The 23,899-nt window shown below is 60.9% G+C and carries 17 protein-coding genes; 9 read left to right on the forward strand and 8 right to left on the reverse strand.

The window, feature by feature from the left end; translation table 11 throughout:
- Positions 1–2: 2 nt before the first annotated feature.
- From QMK55_RS12945 to QMK55_RS12955, 3 genes are all read right to left on the reverse strand, one after another.
- The gene (locus tag QMK55_RS12945) at positions 3–2,288 is read right to left on the reverse strand and encodes an ABC transporter permease subunit (protein WP_320329313.1); all 2,286 of its coding nucleotides are present in this window, start codon (positions 2,286–2,288) and stop codon (positions 3–5) included.
- A gap of 173 nt (positions 2,289–2,461) precedes the next feature.
- A complete protein-coding gene (locus QMK55_RS12950; protein WP_025112655.1) occupies positions 2,462–3,466 on the reverse strand; it encodes a phosphate ABC transporter substrate-binding protein PstS in 1,005 nt (334 codons plus the stop codon).
- Between the two features lie 240 nt (positions 3,467–3,706).
- Entirely contained in the window at positions 3,707–5,005 is a 1,299-nt protein-coding gene (locus QMK55_RS12955) for an MFS transporter (RefSeq protein WP_102357861.1), read from the reverse strand.
- Positions 5,006–5,381: 376 nt separating this feature from the next.
- On the opposite strand from QMK55_RS12955, the gene QMK55_RS12960 reads away from it, so the two are divergent.
- A complete protein-coding gene (locus QMK55_RS12960) occupies positions 5,382–5,786 on the forward strand; it encodes an acyl-CoA thioesterase (RefSeq protein WP_003229628.1) in 405 nt (134 codons plus the stop codon).
- 58 nt (positions 5,787–5,844) lie between these two features.
- Positions 5,845–6,744, forward strand: a complete 900-nt coding sequence (locus QMK55_RS12965; RefSeq protein WP_320329314.1) for a D-hexose-6-phosphate mutarotase — start codon at positions 5,845–5,847, stop codon at positions 6,742–6,744.
- A 152-nt stretch (positions 6,745–6,896) separates the two neighbouring features.
- Here the strand turns inward: QMK55_RS12965 and QMK55_RS12970 are convergent, their stop codons facing one another.
- The 5 genes from QMK55_RS12970 to QMK55_RS12990 form a co-directional block, all read right to left on the reverse strand.
- A complete protein-coding gene (locus tag QMK55_RS12970; protein ID WP_102357864.1) occupies positions 6,897–7,433 on the reverse strand; it encodes a DUF3299 domain-containing protein in 537 nt (178 codons plus the stop codon).
- Between the two features lie 102 nt (positions 7,434–7,535).
- On the reverse strand, positions 7,536–7,781 hold the full coding sequence (locus QMK55_RS12975) for a GlsB/YeaQ/YmgE family stress response membrane protein (RefSeq protein WP_003229635.1): 246 nt from the start codon (positions 7,779–7,781) through the stop codon (positions 7,536–7,538).
- Between the two features lie 106 nt (positions 7,782–7,887).
- Complete coding sequence (locus QMK55_RS12980) at positions 7,888–8,970, reverse strand: 5-(carboxyamino)imidazole ribonucleotide synthase (protein WP_047297318.1); 1,083 nt, start codon at positions 8,968–8,970, stop codon at positions 7,888–7,890.
- A gap of 10 nt (positions 8,971–8,980) precedes the next feature.
- A complete protein-coding gene (gene purE, locus QMK55_RS12985) occupies positions 8,981–9,472 on the reverse strand; it encodes a 5-(carboxyamino)imidazole ribonucleotide mutase (protein WP_003229641.1) in 492 nt (163 codons plus the stop codon).
- Between the two features lie 331 nt (positions 9,473–9,803).
- Positions 9,804–10,712: a LysR substrate-binding domain-containing protein gene (locus QMK55_RS12990; protein WP_320329315.1), complete on the reverse strand. Its 909-nt coding sequence runs from the start codon at positions 10,710–10,712 to the stop codon at positions 9,804–9,806.
- Between the two features lie 180 nt (positions 10,713–10,892).
- Here QMK55_RS12990 and aspA point away from each other — a divergent pair, with 180 nt between their 5' ends.
- From aspA to QMK55_RS13025, 7 genes are all read left to right on the forward strand, one after another.
- Positions 10,893–12,317 (forward strand): aspartate ammonia-lyase, encoded by a 1,425-nt coding sequence (aspA, locus tag QMK55_RS12995; RefSeq protein WP_102357868.1) that lies wholly within the window; start codon positions 10,893–10,895, stop codon positions 12,315–12,317.
- Between the two features lie 610 nt (positions 12,318–12,927).
- Entirely contained in the window at positions 12,928–14,373 is a 1,446-nt protein-coding gene (locus QMK55_RS13000; RefSeq protein WP_102357870.1) for an alanine/glycine:cation symporter family protein, read from the forward strand.
- Positions 14,374–14,542: 169 nt separating this feature from the next.
- Positions 14,543–15,547 (forward strand): asparaginase, encoded by a 1,005-nt coding sequence (locus tag QMK55_RS13005; protein WP_102357871.1) that lies wholly within the window; start codon positions 14,543–14,545, stop codon positions 15,545–15,547.
- A 102-nt stretch (positions 15,548–15,649) separates the two neighbouring features.
- Positions 15,650–16,645, forward strand: coding sequence for an AraC family transcriptional regulator (locus QMK55_RS13010; protein WP_320329316.1), 996 nt, complete (start codon positions 15,650–15,652; stop codon positions 16,643–16,645).
- Positions 16,646–16,920: 275 nt separating this feature from the next.
- A complete protein-coding gene (locus tag QMK55_RS13015) occupies positions 16,921–17,946 on the forward strand; it encodes a histone deacetylase family protein (protein WP_320329317.1) in 1,026 nt (341 codons plus the stop codon).
- Positions 17,943–19,043 (forward strand): polyamine ABC transporter substrate-binding protein, encoded by a 1,101-nt coding sequence (locus QMK55_RS13020; RefSeq protein WP_320329318.1) that lies wholly within the window; start codon positions 17,943–17,945, stop codon positions 19,041–19,043. Before QMK55_RS13015 ends, QMK55_RS13020 begins: the two co-directional genes overlap by 4 nt.
- A gap of 150 nt (positions 19,044–19,193) precedes the next feature.
- Positions 19,194–23,771: a dermonecrotic toxin domain-containing protein gene (locus QMK55_RS13025; RefSeq protein WP_320329319.1), complete on the forward strand. Its 4,578-nt coding sequence runs from the start codon at positions 19,194–19,196 to the stop codon at positions 23,769–23,771.
- Positions 23,772–23,899 lie beyond the last annotated feature (128 nt).

Consider the following 23,899-nt stretch of genomic DNA (forward strand, 5'->3'; position numbering starts at 1 on the left):
TCTTAAAGCGACGAGTATTTCTTGCGCAGACGCTGACGAATCAGTTCTGCCAGGGTGTTCATGACGAAGGTGAACAACAGCAGCACCAGCGCCGAGAGGAACAGCACGCGGTAGTGGCTGCCGCCGACTTCCGATTCCGGCATTTCCACCGCGACGTTGGCGGCCAGGGTGCGCAGGCCTTCGAACAGGTTCATTTCCATGACCGGGGTGTTACCCGTGGCCATCAGCACGATCATGGTTTCGCCGACCGCACGGCCCATACCGATCATCAGCGCCGAGAAGATGCCCGGGCTGGCGGTGAGGATGACTACGCGAGTCATGGTCTGCCACGGCGTGGCACCGAGTGCCAGCGAACCCAGGGTCAGGCCGCGTGGCACGCTGAACACGGCGTCTTCGGCGATCGAGTAGATGTTCGGGATCACCGCGAAACCCATGGCCAGACCAACCACCAGAGCGTTGCGCTGGTCGTAGGTGATGCCAAGGTCGTGGGAGATCCACATACGCATGTCGCCGCCGAAGAACCAGTTCTCCATGAACGGACTCATGTACAGCGACAGCCAGCCGACGAACAGGATCACCGGGATCAGCAGCGCACTCTCCCAGCCATCCGGGACTTTCAGGCGGATCGACTCAGGCAGGCGGCTGAAGGTGAAACCGGCAACCAGGATGCCGATCGGCAGCAGCATCAACAGGCTGAAGATGCCCGGCAGATGCCCTTCCACATACGGCGCGAGGAACAGACCGGCGAAGAACCCGAGGATTACCGTCGGCATCGCTTCCATCAGTTCGATCACCGGCTTGACCTTGCGGCGCATGCCCGGGGCCATGAAGTAAGCGGTGTAGATCGCTGCGGCAACGGCCAGCGGTGCCGCCAGCAGCATCGCGTAGAACGCGGCTTTCAGGGTGCCGAAGGTCAGTGGCGAGAGGCTCAGTTTCGGTTCGAAGTCGGTGTTGGCCGCAGTCGATTGCCAGACGTATTTAGGCTCGTCGTAGTTCTCGTACCAGACCTTGCTCCACAGCGCGCTCCAGGATACTTCCGGGTGCGGGTTGTCGAGCAGCAACGGTTGCAGCTTGCCGTCGGCTTCGACGATCACACGGTTGGCGCGTGGCGAAAGACCGAACAGGCCTTGGCCTTCTACCACTTGATCGACCAGCAAGGTACGGTGCGCGGTGCTGTGGAACACGCCGAGCTTGCCGCTGGCATCGAGGGCGAGGAAGCCTTTGCGACGCTCTTCGGCGCTGATTTCAACGATCGGCGTGGTACCCATCTGGAAGGTACGAATCTGCTTCAGGCGTAGCTCGCCATCGGTGTCTCGGGCCATGAACCATTGGGCCAGACCACCCTTGGAGTCGCCGACGATCAGCGAGATACCACCGACCAGTTGTGTGGTCGCGGTGACTTCGGCGTCGGCGTTTTCCAGCAGTTTGTAGCGACCGTTGAGGCTCTTGTCGCGCAGGCTGAACACGTCGGCCTGGGCACGCCCGTTGACCACGTACAGCCATTGCTGGCGCGGGTCGACGAAAATGTTTTTCACCGGCTCAGTCATCTGCGGCAGATCGATACGCTTCTGCTCGGAGGTAACTTCGCCGGTCATCATGTTTTCTTCGCTGGTCAGCGACAACACGTTGAGTTGCGAGCCAGTCGAGCCCACCAGCATCAGGGTCGAATCGGTAGCATTGAGGCTCACGTGCTCCAGCGCCCCGCCACTTTCATTCACCGCGATCGGCGTGTTGCCGTACGGGTATTCGATGGCCGGGGTGATGGTTTTCTTGCCGTCGGGGTAGCTGACTTTATAGGTGTGACGGAACACCAGTGCCTGGCCATTGGACAGGCCCACGGCCACCAGTGGATGACCTGGCTGATCTTCACCGATGGACGTCACGCTGGCGCCCGCGGGCACTGGCAGATCGACGCGCGTCAATTCAGCGCCACTGTCGATGTCAAAGAACAGTGCCTGGCCTTTATCGGAAACGCGCATCGCCACCTGATTCTGCTCTTCGAGCGAAATCATCAGCGGCTTGCCGGCGTCCTGCATCCAGGCCGGGGTAATGGCATCTTTCGCGGTCAGGCTCGCACCCTGGAACAATGGCGCAACGACGTAGGCGAGAAAGAAGAAGATCAGGGTGATGGCTGCCAGCACCGCCAGCCCGCCAACGAGGACGTACCAACGGGTGAAGCGATCCTTGAGCGCGCGAATGCGGCGCTTGCGTTGCAGCTCAGGCGTATTGAAATCAATGCGCTTGGGAGGGGAAGTCGTAGTCATTGGGGAATTGGCCAGATCATTCATGCGCTCACCCTAGCGATCCTGTATGACAGAAAGATGACAGTGCAGTGACGCAGCAAATCCACCGCCAGCGGGACTGGCAGAGGATCGAAAATTTGAGGTGTGTAAAAGGCCGGTCTGCTGGCAGATCCGGCCTTTTACATGAGTCCGGCGGGGTTCATCCCGGACTCAGTTTGTTACTTTTTTGCGACTTCAGCGCCGCCTTCCTGCAGACCCAGGTCAGCCAGTGCTTTTGCAGCAACTTTGGCTGGCAGTGGGATGTAGCCGTCTTTCACCACAACTTCCTGACCCTGTTTGGACAGAACCAGTTTTACGAACTCGGCTTCCAGCGGGGCCAGAGGCTTGTTCGGGGCCTTGTTCACGTAAACGTAGAGGAAGCGCGACAGCGGGTACTTGCCGTTCAGTGCGTTTTCTTCGGAGTCTTCGATGAACTCGGTGCTGCCTTTCTTCGACAGCGCAACGGTTTTCACGCTGGCAGTCTTGTAACCGATGCCCGAGTAACCGATGCCGTTCAACGAGGAGCTGATCGACTGCACCACCGACGCCGAACCTGGTTGTTCGTTGACGTTGGGTTTGTAGTCGCCTTTGCACAAGGCTTCTTCCTTGAAGTAGCCGTAGGTGCCGGATACCGAGTTACGGCCGAACAGTTGCACCGGCTTGTTGGCCAGGTCGCCGGTCACGCCCAGGTCGCCCCAGGTTTTGACTTCGGCCTTGGCGCCGCACAGACGGGTGGACGAGAAGATCGCGTCAACCTGCTCCATGGTCAGGTGCTGGATCGGGTTGTCCTTGTGCACGAACACAGCCAGGGCGTCCACGGCAACCGGGATAGCGGTCGGCTTGTAGCCATACTTCTGCTCGAAGGCCGCCAGTTCGGTGTCCTTCATCTTGCGGCTCATCGGGCCCAGGTTGGAGGTGCCTTCAGTCAGCGCAGGTGGCGCAGTGGCGGAGCCAGCGGCCTGAATCTGGATGTTTACGTTCGGGTATTCTTTTTTGTAGTTCTCAGCCCACAGGGTCATGAGGTTGGCCAGAGTGTCGGAACCAACGCTGGACAAGTTGCCCGATACACCGGTGACCTTGGTGTAAGCCGGAATTGCCGGGTCAACGCCAGCGGCTACCGCGTGGGCAGTCGCAACGCCAGCGGCGACAAAAGTCATTGCCGCCATCAAACGCTTCAGTTTCATGCCTTACTCCTAGCAGATAGGGTGTGTTAAGTCGGGGCCAAGTATCAGCAGGCCGTGTGAACACTCTATGGCTGAAATATGACAATTGGATGAAAGGCCAGCATGTCGCGACAGATCGTTCCGACGCTCTGCGTGGGAACGCCGCCATGGACGCTCTGCGTCCGCATTTGAGAGGTGACGCGGAGCGTCACAGGATGCATTCCCACGCGGAGCGTGGGAACGATCAGGCGGCAGGGGAAATCAGCGCCCCTTCTTCCAGAGCCATGCTCCCACCAGAATCCCCATCGCGCACAGCACCGCCACATAGTAGGCAGGCCCCATCGCGCTTTCTTTCAGCAGTAAGCTCACCACCATCGGCGTCAAACCACCAAAGATCGCGTAAGCGACGTTGTACGAGAACGACAACCCGCTGAACCGCACCACCGGCGGAAACGCTTTCACCATCACATACGGCACCGCACCAATCGTGCCGACCAGAAAACCGGTCAGCGCATACAGCGGGAACAGCCAGTTCGGGTGATCGGCGAGGCTGTGATAGAAGGTCCAGGAGCTGATCAGCAGCCCCAGGCTACCGAAGACAAACACCCGGCCGGCGCCAAAACGATCCGCCAGGGCGCCGGAGATGATGCAACCAACGCTCAGGAACACGATCGCCAGGCTGTTCGATTGCAACGCCACCGTCGGCGAGAAGTGATAGACCGTTTGCAGTACAGTCGGAGTCATCAGAATCACCACGACGATCCCGGCCGACAGCAGCCAGGTCAGCAGCATCGAGATCGCAATCGCCCCGCGATGGTCACGCAGCACCGCGCGTAGCGGCACTTCTTCGGCCAGGGCCTTGCGCAGTTGCAGCTCGGCAAACACCGGGGTCTCGTGCAGCCAGCGGCGCAGGTAGACCGAGAACAGACCAAACACGCCGCCGAGCAGGAACGGGATCCGCCACGCGTAATCGGACACCTCGGCTGGCGTATATATGCTGTTGATCGCGGTGGCGACCAACGAGCCAAGCAGAATGCCGGCGGTCAGGCCGCTGGTGAGTGTGCCGCAGGCATAGCCAATGTGCTTTTGCGGCACGTGTTCGGAAACGAAGACCCACGCCCCCGGCACTTCACCGCCAATCGCCGCGCCCTGGATCACCCGCATCAGCAACAGCAGAATCGGTGCCCACATGCCGATCTGCGCGTAAGTCGGCAGCAGACCCATGATCAGGGTCGGCACAGCCATCATGAAAATGCTCAGGGTGAACATTTTCTTGCGCCCCAGCAGGTCGCCGAAGTGCGCCATGACGATGCCGCCCAGTGGCCGTGCCAGGTAACCGGCGGCAAAGATGCCAAAGGTCTGCATCAGGCGCAGCCACTCGGGCATGTCGGCCGGGAAGAACAGCTTGCCGACCACGGTGGCGAAGAACACGAAGATGATGAAGTCGTAAAACTCCAGCGCACCGCCCAGGGCCGAGAGCGACAGAGTCTTGTAGTCATTGCGGGTCAGGGGGCGTGCAGGTTGCTCGGGCTGCGCGAGGCTCGAAGGCGCTGTGGTCATGGCAAGGGCTTCTCTTATAGTCGGATCTACCGCCACAACAACGCTGGCTGTGGCTCGGGCAGGTTCGGCACCATAGCAAATTGTTCGAAAAAGCACATAGAGGCGCGTATTTGACGGTCAAAATCAGAACCGGATGGTCGTCGCGGAGTCTACCGACCGATATACTCGCAACCTTGCTCCGGTTTGTAGGGGGTTGCTGTGCGAAAACGTCGTTGGTCGCCCTGGTGCGTGGATCCAGCCGCTTTCGCAGAGTTTCCCTTTAGACGCCTATGGAAAACGTGACGAACGCAGTATGTTCGGTGCTGAATCGTTTTTCCTGAAGACGGCTACCACCAGCAATACCAACGAAGAGTCACGGGTCAGAGGCACCCCCGGCATGATAGAGCTCGAACAAGAAGATCCGATCCCGCAAGGCGACCTGGCCCTGCAAATTACCGCACTCCCCCGCGAAACCAACGGCTTTGGCGATATTTTCGGCGGCTGGCTGGTGGCGCAGATGGACCTGGCGGGCACCGCAATGGCCAGCCGTGTTGCCGGTGGCCGTGTGGCGACCGTGGCCATCGACCGCATGGCATTTCTGGTGCCGGTCGCTGTCGGCGCGCAATTGTCCTTTTACACCCAGACCCTGGAAATCGGCCGCAGCTCGATCCAGATGATGGTCGAGGTGTGGAGCGACGATCCGCTGTCCAGCGAGTGGCGTAAAGTGACCGAAGCGGTATTCGTCTTCGTCGCCATCGACGGCAGCGGTCGCACCCGTTCGGTGCCACCGCGCGCGCGTTAAACCTCGCCGCGGTTTTGCGGTCGATAGTCGTCCCAAGTGTCTGATCGAGAGCTGTCCCATGAACACGCCCAACGTTGAAGCCGTGAAACTGGATGAACTGAACTGCTGGCGCATCCGCCACGGTCAGGCCGAAGTGCTGGTGGCCCAGCAAGGCGCGCACATCCTCAGTTATCAGATCGACGGCCAGCCGCCGATCATCTGGCTGAACGACAAGGCCGTGTTCAAGGCCGGCAAGAGCATCCGCGCCGGCGTGCCGGTGTGCTGGCCGTGGTTCGGCGTCTTCGAGCGCAATCCGCAGAGCATCAAAGCCATGCGCGACAGCGACGAGCCGGCGCAGGCTCACGGTTTTGTACGGGCGATGGATTGGGAATTGGGCGGCATCGAAGCCGAAGACCATGGCGTGAAGGTTGAATTCAAGCTGCCTTACCCCGAGGGCGGGTTTCCGGGCTGGCCGCATGAGGTTGATCTGACCCTGACGTTGCATCTGAATGATCAGTTGCACATCAGCCTGACCAGCCACAACCGTGGTGCCGAAGACGTCAGCATCAGTCAGGCGCTGCACACGTATTTCGCGGTCAGCGATGTGCGTAATGTGCACGTCGACGGCGTGGACGGTCTGGATTACATCGAGACGCTGGACAACTGGAACACCCACAGCCAGAAAGGCGAACTGCGCTTTGCCGGTGAGACTGACCGCATCTATGTCAATGCCCCGCCGCAGCTGAGCATTGTCGATCCGGAGTGGGAACGGCGTATCGTGCTGACCGCGACCGGCTCGCGCACAGCGGTGATCTGGAACCCGTGGATCGACCGCGCCGCCGCGTTCAGCGACATGGACAACGATGGCTGGCAACGCATGCTGTGCATCGAGACGGCGAATGTGATGGGTGATGTGGTGAACCTGGCTTCGGGCGCGAGCCACACCATGGGCGTCAGCGTCGCCAGCAAGCCACTCTGACCAACACCGCAAAACCAATGTAGGCGTGAGCCTTTGTGGTGAGGGGATTTATCCCCGATGGCCTGCAGAGCTGGCCCCTGCTCTTGATTCAAAAGCGGGGGTCGCTTCGCAACCCATCGGGGATGAATCCCCTCGCTACAATTGTGCAGGTGTCAGAGATCGGACTCCTGCACCACCCGCACCTTGTCCGCTTCCAGCGCATACGCCGCGTCGGCCAGGTCGTTGCTGACCTTCTCGATCTTCAGCGTGCCGGTTACCCACAGCGGTGTGTAAATGTCATCCAGCTTCAAACCCTTGGGATAACGCACCAGCACCAGTTGATTCGGCGGCGGTGGCGGTACGTGGATGCAGGCGCCGGGGTACGGCACGAGGAAGAACAGCGTGCTGCGGCCCTTGGCATCGGACTCCAGCGGCACCGGGTAACCCCCGATGCGGATGTGCTTGTCGTTCATCGACGCCACGGTCTTGGTCGAATACATCACCGCCGGCAGGCCCTTGGCCTGTTTCATCCCGCCCTTCTCGGTGAAGGTGCCGGTGGCTTCCGGGGAGTTGTGATCGATTTCGGGCATGGCCTCGAGGGCTTTCTGGTCCGACTTGGGCATCAGTTCCAGCCAGTCGGTTTCCGGCAGATCACCGGCGTGGGCCAGACCGCTGCCCAGCAAAAGGAGAGTCAACAAAAGACGGCGCATGGAGGTGCTCGGTAAAAGATGCTCGGATAAAGGAAGGACGTTGAATCGCCGAGCATTCCAGCCCTCCCCGCCGCGTTGGCAGAGAGGGCTTGGTCGCTTGGATCAGTTCTTTTTGATCAGGCCGTAGATCACCAGCAGCACGATCGCGCCGACCAGGGCGCCGATGAAGCCTGCGCCTTGACCTGCCTGATAGATACCCAGGGCCTGGCCGCCGTAAGTGGCTGCCAGTGAACCGCCGATACCGAGCAGGATGGTCATGATCCAGCCCATGCTGTCATCGCCCGGTTTGAGGAAGCGAGCCAGCAGGCCGACGATCAAGCCGATAAAGATGGTTCCGATAATTCCCATGGCATTTCCCTCTGATTGATTGGCTATAGCCTAGACAGACTTTGGCATCCTGCCATCAGAGAACGGCGGCTCCCGAAGGTTCCGCCGCTGCCAGATGAAACTGTCGTTACTCGGCGATCAGCGCTTCGACCTTGACGATCTGCGCCTGCAGCGTAGCCATGTCGGCGCAGCGCAGGTTGGCGTGACCGACCTTGCGCCCGGCCTTGAAGGCTTTGCCGTAGTGATGCAGATGGCAATCTTCGATGGCGATGACTTTCTCGACCGGCGGAACCACGCCGATGAAGTTGAGCATGGCGCTCTCACCGACCTTGGCCGTCGAACCCAGCGGCAGGCCGGCAACGGCGCGCAGGTGGTTTTCGAACTGGCTGCACTCGGCGCCTTCGGTGGTCCAGTGCCCGGAGTTGTGCACACGCGGGGCGATTTCGTTGGCTTTGAGGCCACCGTCGACTTCAAAGAACTCGAACGCCATCACGCCCACATAATCGAGCTGCTTGAGTACACGGCTGGAGTAGTCTTCGGCCAAGGCCTGCAACGGGTGATCGGTGCTGGCGACCGACAGTTTGAGGATGCCGCTGTCGTGGGTGTTGTGCACCAGTGGGTAGAACCGGGTTTCGCCATCGCGGGCACGCACGGCGATCAGCGAGACTTCGCCGGTGAACGGCACGAAGCCTTCCAGCAGGCAGGCAACGCTGCCCAGTTCGGCGAACGTGCCGACCACGTCTTCTGGCTTGCGCAGGACTTTCTGGCCCTTGCCGTCGTAACCCAGGGTGCGGGTTTTCAGCACGGCCGGCAGACCGATCGAAGCGACGGCGGCATCCAGGTCGGCTTGCGACTGAATGTCGGCGAAGGCCGGGGTCGGAATCCCCAGGTCCTTGAACATGCTCTTCTCGAACCAGCGGTCGCGAGCGATGCGCAGGGCTTCAGCGCTCGGGTACACCGGCACGAATTGCGAGAGGAACGCCACGGTTTCGGCCGGGACGCTTTCGAACTCGAAGGTCACCAGGTCGACTTCGTCAGCCAGTTGGCGCAGGTGATCCTGATCGCCGTAATCGGCCCGCAGGTGTTCGCCCAGTGCCGCGGCGCAAGCGTCCGGCGCAGGGTCGAGGAAAGCGAAGTTCATGCCCAGCGGAGTCCCCGCCAGCGCCAACATGCGGCCCAACTGGCCGCCACCGATTACACCGATCTTCATCTCAACAACCTCAGGCAATACGTGGGTCTGGATTGTCCAGGACGCTGTCTGTCTGCTCGGCACGGAAGGTTTTCAGTACCGCGTGGAACTGTGGATGCTTGGCGCCCAGGATGCTCGCCGAGAGCAGCGCGGCGTTGATTGCACCTGCCTTGCCGATGGCCAGGGTGGCGACCGGAATGCCGGCCGGCATCTGCACGATAGACAGCAGCGAATCGACGCCCGAGAGCATCGACGACTGCACCGGAACGCCCAGCACCGGCAGGTGGGTCTTGGCCGCACACATGCCTGGCAGGTGGGCTGCGCCACCGGCACCGGCGATGATCACCTCGATGCCGCGGCCCTCAGCCTCTTCGGCGTACTGGAACAGCAGATCCGGGGTACGGTGGGCAGAAACCACCTTGACCTCGTACGGGATGCCGAGCTTTTCCAGCATATCGGCGGTGTGGCTAAGGGTGGACCAATCGGACTTGGAGCCCATGATCACGCCAACCAGTGCACTCATCGTCGCGCCTCTTCTCTCAGGAGCGCCCGCAGGCGCGTCATAAAACAACAAGCCACGCAGGTTGCGTGGCTTGATTGTACGAAAAATGGCCGGTCGTGCCGGCCGAAGGCCGCGCAGTATACCGCAAAGAAAGCAATAAACAGCCCCCCGCACGACCATCTGTCATCTGCCGCAAATGCCCGGTTTTATTGACTTGAAGGTCAGCGACAGAACACCGCAAATCCCCTGTAGGAGTGAGCCTGCTCGCGATGGCGGTGTATCAGTCACATCATCGTTGAATGTGCAGACGCTATCGCGAGCAGGCTCACTCCTACAAGGGGTCCGCGTAGGCTCAGGAAGCTTGGGCGGCGCCGCCTTCGAGCTTGCGCCAGAGCAACCGAACGTTGGCCTTGCGCACCAGTGCGCAGCGATACAGACGAATTTCCAGCGGCACGTGCCATTGCGGGCCGCCGCAGACGACCAGTTCGCCACGGGCCAGTTCGGCACGCACGCTCAACTGCGGGACCCACGCGATGCCAAGGCCTTCCAGGGCCATGCTCTTCAGGCTGTCGGCCATCGCGGTTTCGTAGATGGTGGTGAAACGCAGCTGACGCTGGCGCAACAAACCGTTCACCGAACGCCCGAGAAACGCCCCGGCGCTGTAGGCCAGCAACGGCACGCTGGCCTCGCCTTCCAGATCGAACAGCGGCTTGCCATCGTCATCCGCCGCGCACACCGGGAGCATCTCGGTCTGGCCCAGGTGCAGTGACGGGAAGATTTCCGGGTCCATCTGCATTGCCGCGTCCGGGTCGTAGAACGCCAGCATCAGGTCGCAGCCGCCTTCGCGTAGCGCATGCACCGCGTCGCCGACGTTGGTCGCCACCAGCCGCGTGGCGATGTTCAGCCCTTCGTTGCGCAGTTGCGCGATCCAGCGCGGGAAAAATCCCAGCGCCAGCGAGTGCGCGGCGGCGACTTGCATCACTTCGCCCTGCCCGCCTTCCAGGTGATGCAGATGACGCAGCACTTCACCGAGCTGTTCGACCACGGTGCGCGCAGTCACCAGAAACAGCTGCCCGGCGGCCGTCAGCTCGATCGGCGTGCGCGAGCGGTTGACCAGCGTCAGCCCGAGCGCCGCTTCGAGGCTGCGGATCCGCCGACTGAACGCTGGCTGGGTCACGAAGCGCCGTTCAGCCGCCTGCGAGAAGCTGCGAGTGGCGGCCAGAGCACTGAAGTCCTCGAGCCATTTGCTTTCCAGATTCATCACGCCCTCCCGGGAACGCACCAAAACAGGTCACACGTCTGCCGCGCACGCGGCGTCACACGGGCATTATGCCGAATGTGCATAGGCCAGTGTTTAACAGCATTGGCCCAAAAAATCCCACAAGCCTAGCATTCGCAGCGTTCCGGCATAGACCGGGTCCATATCGAGATGATTTCTATCATGTCCTCCGCTGCATCTTTCCGCACAGAAAACGACCTGCTTGGCGCCCTCGAAGTACCGGCTCAAGCGTATTACGGCATCCAGACCCTGCGAGCGGTGAACAACTTCCGTCTCTCCGGCGTTCCGATTTCGCATTACCCGAAGCTGGTTGTGGGTCTGGCGATGGTCAAACAGGCCGCCGCTGACGCCAACCGTGAGTTGGGGCACCTGAGCGAAGCCAAGCACGCTGCCATCAGCGAAGCCTGTGCCAGATTGATCCGCGGTGATTTCCACGAAGAGTTCGTGGTCGACATGATTCAAGGTGGCGCCGGTACTTCCACCAACATGAACGCCAACGAAGTGATCGCCAACATTGCGCTCGAAGCAATGGGTCACGAGAAAGGCGAGTACCAGTACCTGCACCCGAACGACGACGTCAACATGGCGCAGTCGACCAACGACGCTTACCCGACCGCGATCCGCCTGGGTCTGCTGCTGGGTCACGACGCGCTGCTGGCCAGCCTCGACAGCCTGATTCAGGCCTTCGCCGCCAAGGGTCAAGAATTCAACCACGTCCTGAAGATGGGTCGTACCCAGCTGCAAGACGCCGTGCCGATGACCTTGGGTCAAGAGTTCCGTGCATTCGCCACCACCATGGGCGAAGACCTGGCCCGTCTGAAGACGCTGGCCCCGGAACTGCTGACTGAAGTGAACCTGGGCGGCACCGCGATCGGTACCGGCATCAACGCCGACCCGCGCTATCAGGCGCTGGCCGTCCAGCGTCTGGCACTGATCAGCGGTCAACCGCTGGTTCCAGCCGCCGACCTGATCGAAGCGACCTCCGACATGGGCGCCTTCGTGCTGTTCTCCGGCATGCTCAAGCGCACCGCGGTCAAGCTGTCGAAGATCTGCAACGACTTGCGCCTGCTGTCCAGCGGCCCACGCACCGGCATCAACGAAATCAACCTGCCAGCGCGTCAGCCAGGCAGCTCGATCATGCCCGGCAAGGTCAACCCGGTTATTCCGGAAGCCGTTAACCAGGTGGCCTTCCAGGTCATCGGTAACGATCTGGCGCTGACCATGGCAGCCGAAGGCGGCCAGCTGCAACTGAACGTGATGGAGCCGCTGATCGCGTTCAAGATCCTCGACTCGATCCGCCTGCTGCAACGCGCCATGGACATGCTGCGCGAGCACTGCATCGTCGGCATCACCGCCAACGAAGCCCGCTGCCGCGAACTGGTCGAACACTCGATTGGTCTGGTTACCGCGCTGAACCCGTACATCGGCTACAAAAACGCCACCCGCATCGCCCGTATCGCCCTTGAAAGCGGCCGCGGCGTGCTGGAACTGGTGCGCGAAGAAGGTCTGCTCGACGAAGCCATGCTCGCCGACATCCTGCGCCCGGAAAACATGATTGCGCCGCGTCTGGTTCCGCTCAAAGCCTGAGCCGACGCGTGACTTGTAGCACCGCTCACCAGGTTGAGGGACTAGACACCTCTCACCTTTTGAGGGCTTGGGGATTTGTCCTCAAGCCCTTTTTTTTAACTTTCTGACCCTGAGACCCATATGTCTGGGGATTGCTTCAAATGGGAATGGGCTTGTTGTGGCGAAGGGATTTATCCCCGATCGGCTGCGAAGCAGTCGCATAGTCACCGCGCGCGGTGTACCTGATACATCGCGATTGCAGGCTTTGGGGCCGCTATGCGACCCATCGGGGATAAATCCCCTCGCCACACAAGCCAGCTCCTACAAAAGAGCAGTTCCTGTACAAGCCCGGCGCCGGTAACGCCGGGTGTTTCAAAGCCTCGTTTCGTCGCTTGCACCACAACCGTGCAGACGGGCGCGTCACTGATCGGTATAGTGCCGCCCCTCTTCGCGTGAGAGGTCGTCGGTAACGAGGCCATAACCCATGCGAAACCCGAACTAATAACAAACCCGCGAAATAGCTCCGGGACGAAACCTTCGCCTCTCCTGTCGTGCCGCGCGCACACCGGAGTAACACGATGTTTCTGACCGTCCAGCATTTGCTCACACAAAAAACAGCGAGGAAAAATCCATGCTCGAAGTCATCAACGACTTCCTCTCAGGGAAAGTACTGATCGTGCTCATTGTCGGGCTCGGTAGCTACTTCACGATTCGCTCGCGTTTCGTTCAATTGCGTCACTTCTTCCACATGTTCGCGGTGTTCCGCGACAGCCTCAAAGGCAGCGCCGGGCAACTCAGCTCGTTCCAGGCCCTGATGCTCAGCCTTGCCGGCCGTGTCGGTGCAGGCAACATCGCCGGTGTCGGCATCGCCGTGACCCTCGGTGGTCCGGGCGCGGTGTTCTGGATGTGGGTGACAGCACTGGTCGGAATGTCCAGCAGCTTCTTCGAATGCACCCTCGCTCAGGTCTACAAGCGCGCCGATGGTGACGGTCTGTATCGTGGCGGTCCGGCCTACTACATCCAGCACGGCCTGAAGCTCAAAGGCATGGCGGTGGTGTTTTCCGTCCTGTTGCTGGTCACCTACGGCTTCGCCTTCATTGGCCTGCAGTCCTACACCGTGACTCACTCGCTGCAGAACGCCTTTGAATTCAACCCACAACACACCGGTATCGTCCTGGCTGTGCTGCTGGCCATCACCTTCCTCGGCGGCATCAAGCGCATCGCCTCGGTGTCCGACCTGCTGGTACCGATCAAGACCCTGGCCTATATCGGCGTGACCCTGTACGTGATCGGTACCCAGATCGAACACGTGCCAGCCATGCTGGAAACGATCTTCAAGAGCGCCTTCGGCCTCGACCCGGCCTTTGGCGGCCTGCTCGGCAGCGCCATCGTCATGGGCGTGAAGCGTGGCGTGTTCGCCAACGAAGCGGGCCTGGGCAGTGCGCCGAACGTCGCCGCAGTAGCCGCCGTGAAGCACCCGGGCGCCCAGGGCGTGGTCCAGGCCTTCAGCGTGTTCCTCGACACCTTTGTGATCTGCACCTGCACCGCGCTGCTGATCCTGCTGTCGGGCTTCTACACCCCGGGCTTCGAAGGCGACGGCATCGTCCTGACCCAGAACTCGCTGGCCGCCGTGGTCGGTGACTGGGGTCGCATGTTCGTCAGCGTCGCGCTGTCGCTGTTCGTCTTCACCTGCATCCTCTACAACTACTACCTGGGCGAGAACAGCCTGCAGTTCCTCACCCGCAACCGCGCCGCGCTGATGATTTTCCGCGGCCTGGTGCTAGCGCTGGTGGTATGGGGTTCGATGCAGGACCTGTCGACCGTGTTCGCCTTCGCCGACATCACCATGACCTGCCTGGCCTTCGTCAACCTGATGGCCCTGGCCTTGCTGTTCAAGGTCGGCATGCGCGTGATGCGCGACTACGACGAGCAGCGCCGCGCCGGCGTCAAGCAACCAGTGTTCGACTCCAGCAAATTTGCCGATCTGGACCTGGACCTGAAAGCCTGGCCGAACAGCCCGCAAGCTGCCGGCAAGACCGAAGCCGAGCCGCAAGGCGTCCCTGCAGCGCAACGCTGACAGGTGAATGACGGGCGCATCCCCTGCGCCCGTCAGTTACAGTGCAATGCATTACCTGTAGGAGCGGGCTCGCTCGCGAATGCGGTGAATCAGTCAAATATCTTTAGCTGACCCACCGCATTCGCGAGCAAGCCCGCTCCCACATGTCATCTCTTGTGGAGACCTTCAGATGATTTCCAATTCCTTCCCCGCCGCCCAACACGTCATGGTGCTCTACACCGGTGGCACCATCGGCATGCAGGCCAGTGCCAACGGCCTGGCCCCGGCGTCCGGCTTCGAAGCCCGCATGCGCGATTACCTGCACAGCCAGCCTGAGCGGGTGGTGCCGCAGTGGCGCTTCCGGGAAATGTCGCCGCTGATCGACAGCGCCAACATGACCCCGGCCTATTGGCAGCAACTGCGTGAAGCGGTGGTCGATGCCGTGGACGTGCAAGGCTGCGACAGCGTGTTGATCCTGCACGGCACCGACACGCTGGCCTACAGCGCCGCCGCGATGAGTTTCCAGTTGCTCGGCCTGCATGCCCGTGTGTGCTTCACCGGTTCCATGCTGCCGGCGGGCGTCACCGACAGCGATGCCTGGGAAAACCTCGGCGGCGCACTGGTTGCCCTCGGCCAGGGCCTGGCACCGGGTGTGCACCTGTACTTCCACGGCGAACTGCTGGACCCGACCCGCTGCGCGAAAGTACGCAGCTTCGGACGCCATCCGTTCAAACGCCTTGAGCGTCAGGGTGGCGGCGTGAAAGCCACGTCGATCCCCGCCGCATTGAACTACAACCAACCCAAGCAACTGGCGAATGTCGCGGTGCTGCCGCTGTTCCCCGGCATCAGTGCCGGGATTGTCGACGGCCTGCTCGACGGCGGCATCCAGGGCCTGGTGCTGGAGTGCTACGGCAGCGGCACCGGACCGAGCGACAACCCGCAGTTTCTCGCCAGCCTCGGCCGTGCCCGGGACAACGGCGTGGTGGTGGTTGCGGTCACGCAGTGCCATGAGGGCGGCGTGGAGCTGGACGTTTACGAAGCCGGCAGCCGGCTGCGTGGAGCTGGTGTGTTGTCCGGTGGCGGCATGACCCGCGAGGCGGCGTTCGGCAAGTTGCAGGCGTTGCTTGGCGCGGGCCTGGAATCGGCTGAAGTGCGCCGGCTGATCGAACTCGACCTGTGTGGCGAACTGATCTGACACCATGCAATACCCCTGTGGGAGCAAGCCCGCTCCCACAGTTTGATTTGCGTCCGGCATGCAACTTGCTGCGCTCCAGCCATCCCCAGGCTGGAAGATCTTATGCTGCACTCCCACCTCACCACCCTCAACGCGGTCTCGCTGATCCTCAACACCTTCAAGACCGAGGGCCTTCCCGGTGATGCGTTGCTGGCCGGCAGCGGCATCAGTGCCGCGGACCTGAACCGCGCCGACACACGCATCACCACCAATCAGGAAATGCAGGTCTGCGCCAACGCGGTCGCGCTCAAGCACGACATCGGACTCGAACTGGGCCGACGCATGCATGTGTCCTGCTACGGCATCCTTGGTTACGCGCTGCTGACCTGTGCCACCTTCGGTGACGCTTTGCGTCTGGCGCTCCATTATCCGGCGCTGTTGGGAACACTTTTCGAACTGAGCCTGGAAGACGATGGCGAGCGCATCTGGTTCGTCGCCGCCGACTATCGTGAAAGCCCGGCGATGGCGGTGTTCAACGCCGAGTTCTGTCTGGTGTCACTAAAAGTGATTTGCGACGACCTGCTCGGCCACCCCCTGCCGTTGCTCGCCACGCGGTTCGAGCACGCGGCACCGGATTACCGCGACAGCTACGCCGAGCACTTCGACAGCCCGCTGCACTTTGCCGCCCGGAACAACGCGTTCGCCTTCGACCGCCGCTGGCTCGAGCAGCCGTTGCCGCTGGCCGACGCCATCACCCATCAGGCCATGGCCGAGCGCTGCCGCAAACAGAACCTCGAATTCACCGGCCGCCAGGCCTGGCTTGGACGCATCCGCCAGTTGCTCAGCGCCCAGTTGAACGCCGCGCCAGGTCTGGAGGGCCTGGCCCAGCAGATGAAATGCTCGCCGCGCACCTTGCGCCGCCACCTCAAGGACATGGGCAGCAGCTATCAGGAACTGCTCGACGAACTGCGTTTCGAGCGCGCCAAGCAGATGCTGTGTGAGGATCAGTTGCCGATCTACCGCATCGCCGAGACGCTGGGTTTCAGCGAGACCGCGAGTTTCCGCCATGCGTTCGTGCGCTGGAGCGGTGTGGCGCCGAGCCAGTTCCGTCCGCATTGATGTTCCAGTGTGTGTGTGCGGGCTTGCTCGCGAATGCGGAGTGTCAGTCGCCATCAATGCATCTGACACACCGTATTCGCGAGCAAGCCCGCTCCCACAGGGGACGCATTCCATGCCTCGAATCGAGACATGGCTGCATTGAGGGGGGGGTGGGGGCGAATTACGGTCAGATCTTTTGGCCATATCGATCCCCTTTTGGCCTTTCCTGCCGTTCTCCGATTCATCGCGCGCCGCAACACTGGAGGCAACCGAATCAGCCCCGCGGAGAACAACAAATGCTGACGATCTACTCAGACGATCACCACCTGCACCATGGCCGCTGCGAACTCATCGACGGCCAGCTCAAGCCATGTTTCGAGATGCCTTCGCGCGCCGACCACGTGCTGCAACGGGTCAAGAACCAGAGCCTCGGCGCAGTCGAGGCACCAAAGGATTTCGGCCTGGAGCCGATCGCACGGATCCACAGCCGCGACTACCTCGACTTCTTCAAAGGCGCATGGCAGCGCTGGACCGAATTCAACACCGACGGCGACCTGCTGCCCTACACCTGGCCGGCACGTACCCTGCGACAGATCAAACCGACCAGCCTGCACGGCCAGCTCGGCTATTACAGCTTCGATGGTGGCGCACCGATCACCGCCGGCACCTGGCAAGCAGCCTACAGCGCGGCGCAAGTGGCGCTGACCGCCCAGGCAGAAATCCAGCGCGGTGCACCCAGTGCCTTCGCCCTGTGCCGTCCACCGGGACACCACGCCGCCAGCGACTTGATGGGCGGTTATTGCTACCTCAACAACGCCGCCATCGCCGCTCAGGCATTCCTTGACCAGGGCCACAAGAAAGTCGCGATCCTCGACGTCGACTATCACCACGGCAACGGCACGCAGTCGATTTTCTATGCGCGCAGCGACGTGCTGTTCACCTCGATCCACGGCCACCCGGAAGCGGAATTTCCGTTCTTCCTCGGCTACGACGATGAACGCGGCGAAGGCGCCGGTGTTGGCTTCAACTTCAACTACCCGCTGCCCGCCGGCTCCGGCTGGGACGTGTGGAGTGCGGCGCTGGAGCAGGCCTGCAACGAGATCGACAGCTACGACGCCGACATCATTGTCGTGTCGCTGGGCGTCGACACCTTCAAGGACGATCCGATCTCGCAATTCAAACTCGACAGCCCGGATTATCTGGCCATGGGCAAGCGCATTGCCGCGCTTGGCAAGCCAACCCTGTTCGTCATGGAAGGCGGTTACGCGGTGGAAGAAATCGGCATCAACGCGGTGAACGTGCTGGAAGGGTTTGAACAATGAACCGCTTCAAGCAATTGATCGCGCCAGCCCTGTGCGCGGCGCTGCTGAGCAGCGCTGCCGACGCCGAAGAACGCACTCTGCGCGTCTACAACTGGTTCGACTACATCACGCCCAAGGCGCTGGAAGACTTCAAGGCGCAGAACACCCAGACCAAACTGGTCTACGACATCTTCGACACCAACGAAGCCCTGGAAGCCAAGCTGCTGACCGGTAACTCCGGTTATGACGTGGTGGTGCCGTCCAACGTGTTCCTCGCCAAGCAGATCGAGGCCGGGGTGTTCCAGCCGCTGGATCGCAGCAAGTTGCCGAACTGGAACCACCTCGATCCGAAACTGATGAAGCTGATCGAGGCCAACGACCCGGGCAACCAGTTCGCCGTGCCGTACATGTACGGGACCATTCTGATCGGCTTCAACCCGGCCAAGGTCAAGGCCGCGCTGGGTGACAACGCGCCGGTGGACAGCTGGGACCTGATCTTCAAGGAAGAAAACATCAGCAAGCTCAAGCAGTGCGGCGTCGCCCTGCTCGACTCGCCGTCGGAGATCCTGCCGCTGGCCTTGCAACACCTGGGTCTGGATCCCAACAGCAAGAACCCGGCGGACTACGCAAAAGCCGAAGCGCTGCTGATGAAGATCCGCCCGTACATCACCTACTTCCACTCGTCCAAGTACATGGCCGATATCGCCAACGGCGACATCTGCGTCGCGGTCGGCTATTCCGGCAGCTTCTCGCAAGCGGCCAACCGCGCCAAAGAGGCGAAAAACGGCGTGGTGGTCGACATGCGCCTGCCCAAGGAAGGCGCACCCATCTGGTTCGACATGCTCGCGGTTCCCAAGGGTGCGAAGAACACCGAGGACGCCTACACCTTCATCAACTACTTGCTGCAACCGGCAGTGATTGCCCCGGTCAGCGACTTCGTCGGCTACCCGAACCCGAACAAGGACGCCACCGGACTGGTTGATCCGGCGATCCGCAACAACCCCAACCTGTACCCGACCGACGCGGCGATGAGCACGCTCTATACCCTGCAACCACTGCCGCGTGAGGCCGAACGGGCACGCACACGGGCCTGGACCAAGATCAAATCAGGCACCTGAGCCCATCAGGTAAATCAAGACCCGCGCCCTGCGGGTCTTTTTTTTCCGGCGATAACTATGTACCACCTGCCGCCATCGCCACGGCCATAACTTGCTGTCGTCCGGCGCTGTCCATCGCAGCGGCCGCTAACGTCAGACAAGGATACGGTCATGCCAGAAAAACCGGCGCCCAGCGCCATTGATGTACTCAGCCAACTGGTGAGCGGCCCCTCGCTCAGTGAGGTGGCCGCGAATGCCTTGCACCCTGCCCTTGCAAAGTCGTACCCGCGACAGGACATCGATCCGGCATTGGCAATGATTGCCACGCCGACCTGGCGGTCCGACGGACACAAAGTCGTGGCGGGCCCCTACCATTTCGAGTCGCTCACCGATGCACTGGTGCGGCTGACCCTGTCTGGCACCGCGATCACACTCATGGACGGCGAACATTTTCTCACCGAACAACCGGACGTCATGCCTTGCGTCCAGTTACCCGTAGACATCAAAGCGATTGGCGCCTTGCTCAACGAACTCGCTCCGCTGCTGCTCACGGCGCTGGAAGAGCAGCAGATCGACTACTGGAACGAAACCATCAGCCCTTCCGTACCGCGCTGGCACCAACTTTCAGAGACCTTGCAGCAGGTGTGGAACGTCAGCGCCGACAACGGTTGGGATGCCGATCAACGAGCAATGGCGCTTGGCGTTTTCAACAACCCGGATAAAACCGCACGGGCGCTCAAGGACATCTATCAGACCCGCACCTGCCTGATCGATCTTGATCTGGGCGAAACCACCGACCGTACCCATCTCAATGTCCTCGACACAGCCGTTCTGATCGGCAGCAAAGGCGCGCGGACAATTATCCTCACGCATTCGGTCCCTCAGGGTTTCCAATGCTTCGACAGTTTCACCGACCTGGAAAAGTCGTTGCAGTGGCCTTTGGAACCGGGCGCCGAGACGATCCACGTGCAATGGCGGCTGTTCGAGCCAACAGGTAATTTTTTCGATCAACAAGCCTGCGCACTGATTGCGCTGGAAGCCCAGGCAATCGGTGAGGTCGATTTTTTCAAGCGCCGTAATGATTCGATTGCTCTCGCCCATCTGGGCAGCGGCGCCAGTCCGGCCGCCGGCGAATCAAACCTTTCCCGCCGCTTCACCCACACCGAACACGCCCTGCCGTCCTGGCTGGACAATGCCTGCGCCGCAGACCAGACCCGCTACAGCCGGCACCTGCTGGATCTGGTCGCCGTGCAGCAGCAGAGTTCGGGGAAGACGTTTCAAAATGAAATTCCCGACATTCAGACATTTACCCTGGACCAGCTGAGAAAGGCGATCAACCGAGCTCCGACCCAGAGCTTCAAGCTGCAGGATGTGGAAATAACCGATACCAGCGTGGTGGTCTGGGGCACGTTTGTCGCACCGCAGCAGCCGCAGACCCTGACCTTGTCCGTGGTCGATCTGGCGCTGCAGAATCTGGCCGGTTTGCCACTCGGTGACCTGTCGGTGGGCTATCGCAACAGCAAGACACCGGTGCCTGTATGGATGACCGCCACGTACCTGAAAAACCTGGTCACTGCGGTCGATATCGGCAAGACCTATCCGCAGTTGCTTGAGCAACGCCTGGTCAAAGACAAGACCCAGGCTGCACGCCTGCAGCAGCTTTACAGTCGACAATTGCCCGTTGAGTTGTCGTTGCTGGCGCTGCAACACAAGATCCGCGGCGAAGCAGGCGTTGATGAGCAAGGTTATCGCTACGTCGTGGCGGCGCTGGCCACAGAGTCGGCAGACAGACGCGTAGACGGCGAGGACATCGTCGTGCGCCCGCTGGCATTCATCACCGGCGACAAGGCCGGCAAGAGCCCGGACGACGTGCTCAACATGTTCGTGATCGGCCCACGCGATGCGCACAAGGGTCCGTGCCTGCTCTATCGTCCGTTGTTCGATGCACCGCTGCTGCAATACCCTTCAAAGGCAAATCTGCTGTATGCGCTCAAGCATTCGAACACTCTGCGCCAGTCGGTACTGGCCTGGTTGCCGGACAGCGTACGCTTCGATTATTCGCAATACGTTTTTCCCGGAAGCCTGCCTTCGGTCTGGACCCTGCCGCAACTGTTGATTGACCCCGGTTCGGCTTCAGATAACCGGGCAGGCGTGACACTGGGTAACCGCGTGATCGAGCCGGACGTACTGGCAAATCTGTTCAAAGCCAACGCCGACGCACTGATCACCTTGGCCGATCGCGTGTCCGTGTCGAATGTCGAGGCACGCTGGGCGACGCTCAAGCGCGGCGGCTGGGCGTTGTTCAATGCGGCGCTGCCATTTCTGGGGCGTAGCGTCGGCACTGCGGCGTGGATCTGGCAAATCATGGACGACCTGCAAGAAGTCACCGATGCGCAAAACCAGCAGCAACCCGTGGCATGGACCGCACTGACCGACATCCTGCTGTCGCTGGGTATGGCGCTCGCGCATCGAGCGGCGACACGCGAGCAACCGCAACGAGCCTCATCTGTCGCCCTACCAGAGAAAATCCCCTCCGGCAGTAAACCTGTCGCGCCCGCCAGCATTCGCTTCAGTCGCCTCGCGGATATCAGTGGCGCTGAACTGCCAGGCAATCACGAGTTGTCGCTGCACGTGCTGGGTGCACTGGAACAATCAGCCTCGAGCCTGGGCACGATACTCGACAGCCTGAAAGTAAGCCGACCGGAACCCTTGGCAGCAGCAGCGACCGAGGGCGCATACCGTCACCTTTGCAGTGCCGGGCAAAAGTGGTACGCCGAGGTCGGCGAACGCTGGTTCGAAGTTGCTCTTAATGACAATGAAGATGTGCAGATCATCGACACGCGCCAGCAACCGACGCGCACCGGGCCGCTGTTGATCGCCAATGCGCGAGGGCAATGGTTTGTCGATTTACGCTTGCGTCTGCGCGCCGGCGGCCTCAACAGTCAACGCGCAAAACTGCGCAAGCAGAACGCCGAACAATTGCGGCAGATAAAACGCGACATTGCTGTATTCGATGCAGGCCTGGCCGGCAAGCACAGCGAGATGGTCAACGCAAGACAAGCCATGCTGGAGGCTACCGCACCAGATGCTGAAGGCGCCCGTCAGGCGTTTCTCGACACGCTTGATACTCAGGTAAAGGAGTACAGCCCCCATATCGACAGCCTGAAGGCACTGAATCTTCTCGAAGCGGTACCCAACTATCGCAGCGCAATGCTCGAACGACTTTCCTCGCAATTGTTCCTCATGCAGAACTGGATCGATGAGACCTACGTAGCCTTTCGCGAGAATCTGGCACAGACGCTCGAGCTGCTTGACGAGGACCCCATCGAAGCCACAGAAGACCGTTCCGAACCTTTCGAAAAGATGTCTGACCTGACGCAGGGCATCATCGACAAAATCGAATTTGCCCATACCCGTTTCGCCGAGTTGAACCTGCTTGGCAAAGAAGCCGTTGATGTCGCCCGACACTACAAAGCCAGGCTGCCGAAGTTCTCGCTGGAAGACTTGAAGCTGCTGCAAATCACTCTGGGTCAGGAGCTATGTCTGTCGGCCGCTGAGGGAGAATCTCGCGAAGCAGCACGTACCGCCCTGGAAAATCTCGTCGAGGATGCCTCTCTGAACATTCAGAGCGTGCTCGACTTGAGCGCCGAAGAAAGTTTCAACCAGCTCGGTGAGCGCGTGGAAGCGATGAACAATCTGGTGGAACAGTTCGACGTCATCGACCAGCGGTTTGGCGACCTTGTCAGTGAATATCCGCAGTATCTGGTCAGCGAACGCCTCGAGCAGGTAAAACGCCACGTCGGCGGATTTCAACAGGATGCCGTACAGCAGCTTTCCAACCTGTTGCGCGAACAACGCCTGGTAGAGCCCGTTGCCGGGCCATCAAAATCGTCGACGCCGCCGGTGCGTAAAATCATCAAGACTCGCTACAAAGGCACACTGGTCGGTCAGCCCAGGCGCAGTGGTGGTGGGCAGGATGGCGATCTGGTCGACGTCGTGGCGCCATTGACCGGTAAAGTGATTGCTACCTTTCACGAGAAAACCCCGGGCAACTGGGTCGAGAGAGTTCCCGCCAAACCGGTCGCATTACCAAAGCCAGGTCCTGGGCTCTCTAAGAGCCTGCAGGGCGCCAGGGAATTACTCGACGAACTGCCAGCCTTCAGGCAGCGCACCCAGTCACACATCGCACGGGCGCAACGCAATCCCATTGAGATCGAGGAGATCTATTACCTGCACGCCACGCGCCTGCGCGATGCCATGGATAAGATCGACAAGGCACTCACCTCAGGCAATCACGTCGAAAGCAAAACCGCTTCCGCTACCGAAGTGCGCCAGCAACTCGAAAGCGAAGCCACGGCACTTTATGCCAGAGGTCGAGCGGCCCGGATCGAAATCACCAAACAACAGGCGCCGACTGCTGCGCGAGTCGAATGGTTGTACAGCAAGCAGGAGGTGACGATTACTCGATCCACCGAACGCCGCCGGCTCAAAGGCCCGCGCAAAGACTACCTGCTCGAATACCCGATTCTCGACAAACAGAGCGGTAAAGTCCTGTGGTACGCCCACTTTCACTACGCCAACCTTGACGATCCGTTGCCGTCATTCACCGCCGCGCATTTGAAAACCGTCGAGCAGCGCCGGCTGGGCGGTGCCTTTGTCGAGCGTGAGGGCCGCAGTAATCAGGAATTGATCGCCATCCACCGCAGCGCCATAAGCCATACCCAGGCCGCTACATTGTTCTTTTCCTGATCACTCAACCGGATCAATCGCCCGCCATGTGCGGGCTTTTTTTCATCCTATATATATCTACCACCCGCGCTATTGGACGCCTCGCTAATGTCCGTGGCAGGCGGCATTTGCCGACCGTCCACCTTCTA

Origin of the sequence: Pseudomonas sp. P8_229 (assembly GCF_034008635.1) — a bacterium.
In the GTDB taxonomy this organism is placed as follows: Bacteria; Pseudomonadota; Gammaproteobacteria; order Pseudomonadales; family Pseudomonadaceae; genus Aquipseudomonas.